General features: G+C 46.3%; 4 protein-coding genes and 1 pseudogene. 2 read left to right on the forward strand and 3 right to left on the reverse strand.

Going from position 1 to position 6,492, the window contains the following annotated elements:
• Positions 1-14 precede the first annotated feature (14 nt).
• Positions 15-1,088, reverse strand: a complete 1,074-nt coding sequence (gene pta / locus AB4484_RS23960) for a phosphate acetyltransferase (RefSeq protein ID WP_372080689.1) — start codon at positions 1,086-1,088, stop codon at positions 15-17.
• Positions 1,089-1,242: 154 nt separating this feature from the next.
• On the opposite strand from pta, the gene AB4484_RS23965 reads away from it, so the two are divergent.
• Positions 1,243-2,031 carry an IclR family transcriptional regulator gene (locus tag AB4484_RS23965; RefSeq protein ID WP_372080691.1) on the forward strand — a complete coding sequence of 263 codons (789 nt, stop codon included), beginning with the start codon at positions 1,243-1,245 and terminating at the stop codon, positions 2,029-2,031.
• A gap of 231 nt (positions 2,032-2,262) precedes the next feature.
• Positions 2,263-3,690, forward strand: coding sequence for an NAD-dependent succinate-semialdehyde dehydrogenase (locus AB4484_RS23970; protein WP_372080693.1), 1,428 nt, complete (start codon positions 2,263-2,265; stop codon positions 3,688-3,690).
• Positions 3,691-3,900: 210 nt separating this feature from the next.
• On the opposite strand, the gene AB4484_RS23975 is transcribed toward AB4484_RS23970, so the two are convergent.
• Entirely contained in the window at positions 3,901-6,084 is a 2,184-nt protein-coding gene (locus tag AB4484_RS23975; RefSeq protein WP_372080695.1) for a malate synthase G, read from the reverse strand.
• A gap of 155 nt (positions 6,085-6,239) precedes the next feature.
• Positions 6,240-6,492: pseudogene (locus AB4484_RS23980) on the reverse strand (LysR family transcriptional regulator); the annotation flags it as partial.

Raw genomic sequence — 6,492 nt, forward strand, 5'->3', positions numbered from 1 at the left:
TTAAGCAACTAATGTTAATACCTAAATTCAAACTCCGACTCTTCTCTTTCTTCAACATCAGCTTCAAAGTCAGCCTTAGAGTCAGACGCTTTCCCTTGCTGCGCTTGTACCGCGGTAACGGCAATGACATTAAAGATATCTTCGGCACTACAGCCTCTGGACAAATCATTCGCTGGTTGATTTAACCCTTGCAGCAACGGGCCAATCGCAATCGCACCACCTAGCCTTTCCGCAAGCTTATAGCCTATGTTCCCCGCTTCTAAGTTAGGGAATATCAACACGTTTGATTGGCCTTTCACCTCTGAATCAGGCAACTTTTTCGCCGCTATTTCAGTGACAATCGCCGCATCAAGTTGGACATCTTGATCGACGGCGACTCCGGGACAACGTTGTTTCACAAGTTGAGCGGCATTACGAACCTTATCGACCGATTCGTGTTTGGCACTGCCGTTGGTCGAAAACGACAGCATCGCGACTTTAGGTTCTTCCATCAGGAGCGTTTGAGCGCTGTTTGATGCCGCTACGGCAATCGATGCCAGCTCGGTTTCATTGGGGTTAATAACCAAACCACAATCGCTGAAAATCATACCGCCTTTAAGATTATGGAAAGGCTCACACAACATCATCAAGAAGAAACTCGACACCAATTCGCTGTCCGGTGCAGGGCCTATAATCTGCAGCGCAGCTCGCACCACATCAGACGTGGTATAAACCGCGCCATTAACTGTGCCGTCTACCAGCCCTTCTCTGACCATCAAATTGGCAAAAACAAGTGGATCTTGAACCAGCTCTAGGGCGTCATCATAAGTCATGCCTTTGGCTTTTCGTAATGTATACAGCCGCTCAGCGAGCACCTCTTTGAGTGACGACGCCTGTGGAGAAACAATATGAATGCCTGCGAGGTTAATGTGATGCAGTTCTGCAGCAGCGATGATCGACGGTTCATCGCCGACTAATGTGATGTGAGCGAGCTGTTTGTCGATTGCCATTCTTGCAGCAGCTAGCACTCGCGGGTCCTCCGCTTCACTCAAAACAACACGCTTACGATCTAAATGAGCTTTATCAATAATCCGTTCAATCGCCTTCATCTTTAAATTCCATTTATTGAGATTAATTGTTCCATAATTTACATTTATATTATTGAAATAATAAAAAAGGTCAAATTTTATTCAGATAATTGAAGAATAATGATTTGGTATGTACACTCTTAGGCATAGACATATCGCAAGGATGAATCACTGTATGCAAACAGAAACACCACAAGTTCAAGGGGATACACCGACCCTCCGACTTTTTGCACTATTAGAGGTGATAGCGCAAAAAGACGAGTTTATTTCTCTGCAAGGTTTAGTCGAAGAGACCGGATTGCCAAAACCCACGCTGCACCGAATGCTGCAACAATTAGAAGCTGCGGGCATTATCCAAAGAGATGGTGACGAAAAGCATTACAGCTCTGGCATTCGACTCAGAAAACTTGCCGAAAACCTACTTTTGAATAGCACCATGCACAGCGCGCGACGTACTATCCTTGAAAATCTAAGAGCAGAAGTTGGCGAGAGCTGTAACCTGACGGCTCTTTCAAGTGGTGAAATCATCTATCTTGATCGCGCAGAAACTGAAGCCCCCCTTCGCTTTCACCTGCACCCCGGCTCTCGCGTTCCCGTGCACTGCTCGGCTACTGGCAAACTGTTTTTAGCGCACATGACTAAGTCGCAGCGCAGACGATTAATAGAAAATGTGCCGCTGACTCAATACACAGTAAACACGATTACCGACTATTCGACTCTAGAGAAAGACATCGAAGAAGCAAAAATCCAAGGTTTTGCTATTGATGATGAAGAGTTTTTACCAGGCTTAGTCTGTATCGCTGTGCTGATCCCCTCACCAACAGGTCAATCAAACCTAGGCCTAGCGATACAAGCACCTGTGATTCGAGTGAAACCGGATGAAGCAATAAAGTTCTTACCTTCACTTCAAAAAGCAGCAAAAGCGCTAGCGAAGATCGAAGCTGATAATTGGAGTCAGCAGTAAGCACTTTCTTAGAGAATTTCGAAGTCCATGGCTTAGCTGATCATGGATTTCGAAAATGCTACTTTGATAAACAATGATTTGGTAAACAATGCTTGCGCAAACAAGGGCTTCAAAACTATCGAATTAACAACCACAATCTGCGACTAATCAACATTTGGTCGAAGTGTTCTGAACACTCGCCAACCCGCACATCAGCAACACGTCTAAAGTAATCACGACAAAGGAATCACGATGCTAAACATTGATAACCAGCACTTACTCTCTTTTATGGTGACAGAAGCGAACAACGCAGTTGCAGTCACAAACCCAGCAACGGGTGAACTCATCGGGCACGCACCGGTATCATCAGAAAAAGAGTTAACGAGCGCGATTGAACGAGCTCATGTAGCGCAGAAAGAGTGGGCAAAAATCCCGGCTAAATCTCGTGCTGCACTACTTCATCGCTGGCACCAGCTGATCCTCGAAAACAAAGATGACCTTGCTCGAATCATGACAATCGAACAGGGCAAGCCGTTAGCAGAAGCTACGGGCGAAGTGATGTATGGCGCGAGCTTCATTGAGTGGTTTGCAGAAGAAGCGAAGCGCACTTATGGTGATTCCATTCCTAGCACAGTCGCTGGCAAACGCTTGGTGACCATCAAGCAACCGATCGGAGTGGCGTGTGCGATTACGCCATGGAACTTCCCTATTGCAATGATCACTCGTAAAGCGGCTCCTGCCTTAGCTGCGGGTTGTAGCTTTGTCGTGAAACCTTCGGATGAGACACCGCTTTCTGCGTTTGCTGTGGTTGAACTGGCTTATCAAGCGGGTATCCCTAAAGATCTACTTCAAGTCGTTCTTGGTGAAAGCCCTGAACAAGTGGGCAACCTATTCACTTCGCATCCGTTGATCAAAAAAATCTCTTTCACTGGGTCGACCCGTGTGGGCAGTATTTTGATGGCTCAAGCTGCAAAAGGCATCAAACGCACCTCTATGGAGCTCGGTGGCAATGCACCTTTTATTGTGTTTGACGATGCTGACATCGACGCGGCCGTTCAAGGCGCAATGGCCTCGAAGTTCCGTAATGCGGGCCAAACTTGTGTCTGTGCAAACCGATTCTACGTTCACAGTAAAGTGTACGATGAGTTTGTGGCTAAATTCGATCAAGCAGTTCAACAACTTAAGATTGGTAACGGTTTAGATGAGGGTGTCACGATTGGACCTGTTGTCAGCCTTAATGCGAAGAACAACATCCAAGCTTTGATAAACCGAGCGATTGAACAAGGTGCTGCGCCTGTCACGCCAACTCAGGAGCTTAATGGGCTTTTCATTCAACCTGTTGTTCTTAAAGATGTAAAACACAGCATGGACATCGTTCAACAAGAGATCTTTGGCCCAGTCGCGCCTGTGATGAAATTCGACACGGACGAAGAGCTTATCGAGATGGCCAACGATACGATTTATGGTTTGGCGTCTTACTTCTACAGTCAGAACATCCACCGAGTATGGGACATCGCAGAAGCGCTTGAGTACGGTATGGTCGGTATTAATGATGGCCTGATCTCAACCGAAGTTGCGCCTTTCGGTGGTGTGAAACAATCAGGTATTGGCCGTGAAGGTGCGAAAGAAGGCATCGATGAGTACATGGACATTAAGTATCTTTGCTTTGGCGGAAAATAAGGTTGGTAGTAACTAAGTTCTGGCAGTGATTAGGGCTCGGAAATAATTAAGTCTTAGTGAGCACTAACCTGCCCCATTATCCCCCTTTCCCTTCACAAAAATGAATCAAAAAAAAGCCGCGCTATAAAAGCGCGGCACCTTGGGCTCGGTTAAAGGGGGTTTCTTTTTTTAGTATTTTACATTCTCTGTTTTTGTTATTCGGTTGCTTCGCTATTCCTGTGCTTTCAGTTTTAGACGCATCGCGTGCAGTACTGGCTCGGTGTAACCGCTCGGCTGAGCACAGCCTTCGAATACCAACTGACACGCCGCTGAAAATGCAATGCTGTTTTCAAAATCAGGCGCCATGTTACGGTAACTCGGGTCGCCAGCATTTTGCTCATCCACCACTGCGGCCATACGCTTCATGGTTTTCATTACTTGGGCTTCCTCGCAAATACCGTGACGTAACCAGTTAGCGATGTGTTGACTTGAAATACGCAGCGTCGCTCGGTCTTCCATTAAGCCGACATCGTTAATATCTGGTACCTTCGAACAACCAACGCCTTGGTCAATCCAACGAACCACGTAACCCAGAATACCTTGGGTGTTGTTATCCAGTTCACTTTGAATATCTTGCGCAGTCAGCTTTTGGTTGCCTAGTAATGGGATAGTAAGAATATCATCGACATTGGCTCTCACTCGCTCACGAAGCTCTTTCTGACGGCTTGGTACACTCACCTTGTGATAGTGCAGCGCATGCAAAGTCGCGGCGGTTGGAGAAGGAACCCAAGCAGTATTAGCACCCGCTTGTGGGTGTCCAATTTTCGCGTCCATCATCTTCGCCATGTTATCTGGTTCTGGCCACATACCTTTACCAATCTGGGCTTTACCTTGCAGGCCACAAGCTAAGCCAAGATCAACGTTTTGATCTTCGTATGCGCCAATCCAAGTCATGGTTTTAAGCTGTGTTTTAGGAGCAAAAGGCCCCGCTTCCATACTAGTGTGGATCTCATCACCCGTTCGATCTAGGAAACCGGTGTTGATAAACACGACACGGTCTTTGGCTGCGCGAATACACTCTTTCAAGTTCACAGAGGTACGACGCTCTTCGTCCATAATGCCGACTTTAATGGTGAAGCGTTCTAAACCTAGTGCATCCTCAATGCGACCAAACAACTCATTGGTGAAAGCCACTTCTTCAGGGCCATGCATTTTAGGTTTTACAATATTGATGCTGTTCGCGGTCGAGTTTTGGTAAGGGCTATTACCCTTTAAATCGTGCATCGCGATGAGCGAGGTAACCATGCCATCCATGATACCTTCAGGCACTTCATTACCTTCAGCATCAATAATCGCAGGGTTAGTCATTAGGTGGCCCACATTGCGTATGAACAACATGCTGCGACCTTTCAGCGAGATCTCGCCTCCCGTCACACTGGTGTATTGACGATCGGGATTTAGGTTACGAACGATGGTTTTGCCGTTTTTCTCTAGCGACTCTTGTAAGTCACCTTTCATCAAGCCTAACCAGTTACGGTAAGCCAATGCTTTGTCTTCACCATCAACCGCTGCTACCGAATCTTCACAATCCATAATGGTGGTGAGAGCCGATTCTACCAACACATCTTTAATGCCAGCTACATCGACGCTACCAATCGGTGCGCTTGGGTCAATTTGAATTTCGATATGTAAATTATTGTGTTTCAGCAGAATACTTGAAGGGGCACTCGCATCACCTTGATAACCAATGAACTGGTTGCGATCAATCAGAGTGACTTCTTCGCCGTTATCTAAGGTCGCTGTCAGTGTATTGCCAATGCTGACGTTGCTGATGCTGTATTTGGTGACGTCTTTATGGGAGACACCGTTTAGCGGTGCAGCATCATCAAGGAACTCACGAGCATAAGTCACTACTTTAGCGCCACGAGCAGGATTAAAGCTTCCGCCCTTTTCCGCGCCATCACTTTCGCTGATCACGTCCGTTCCGTAGAGCGCATCATATAGGCTGCCCCAACGTGCATTGGCTGCGTTAAGTGCAAAACGTGCATTCATAATAGGTACAACAAGCTGCGGCCCTGCTTGTGTTGCGATCTCAGGCTCTACGCTGGCTGTCGTCACTTGAAAGTCATCGCCTTCAGGAACCAAATAACCAATCTGCTGTAAGAACTGTTTGTACTCCACAGGATCTAGCGTTTGCCCAGCACGCTCTTGGTGCCAGACGTCAATTTGATGTTGAAGATCTTCACGCTTGATAAGCAATGCGCGATTTTTTGGAGCCAAATCTTCAAGGATGGTTGCAAATGATTGCCAAAAGTCTTCAGCGACAATGCCTGTTCCAGGAATCACCTGCTCATTAATTAATTGGTAGAGGGTGCTATCAATGTTCAAGCTTCCCTGTTGAATACGACTGCTCATAAAATCTCTCTCAAACTAATTGATGGCTACTCAATAAATTTTCGTGACTAGCTCAAATTTACTTTACTGACTTAAACTTACTTAACGGACATGAATTTAGCTAATTTATGCCGGTTATATTGGATATTCATATAAAAAATACCCTACAAACTGTGTTATTCCGTTACTCCACTCTCGATTTCATTGGCGACACTTTTAATCAAACGACGCATCCACTGGTGGTCTGGATTGGTTTGTAACAATGGACTCCACGCCATCTTCACCTCAAAGGGTTCAATCGCAAATGGCGCAGGCTTGATCAACAATCTAGGGTTATTGCGCTGTAGTTGAGCCGCTTTGGTAGGAATAGTCAGGATCAGGTTTTTCTGTTGAGCGAAGAGAATCGCCGACAAATAGTGTCGCGTAAAC

The organism is Vibrio sp. 10N.261.46.A3 (genome assembly GCF_041472995.1).
In the GTDB taxonomy this organism is placed as follows: domain Bacteria; phylum Pseudomonadota; class Gammaproteobacteria; order Enterobacterales; family Vibrionaceae; genus Vibrio; species Vibrio coralliirubri.

Coding starts and splice junctions, on each gene's coding strand:
- AB4484_RS23975 (WP_372080695.1), bottom strand. CDS start 6,084: ATGAGCAGTCGTATTCAACAGGGAAGCTTGAACATTGATAGCACCCTC.
- AB4484_RS23965 (WP_372080691.1), top strand. CDS start 1,243: ATGCAAACAGAAACACCACAAGTTCAAGGGGATACACCGACCCTCCGA.
- pta (WP_372080689.1), bottom strand. CDS start 1,088: ATGAAGGCGATTGAACGGATTATTGATAAAGCTCATTTAGATCGTAAG.
- AB4484_RS23970 (WP_372080693.1), top strand. CDS start 2,263: ATGCTAAACATTGATAACCAGCACTTACTCTCTTTTATGGTGACAGAA.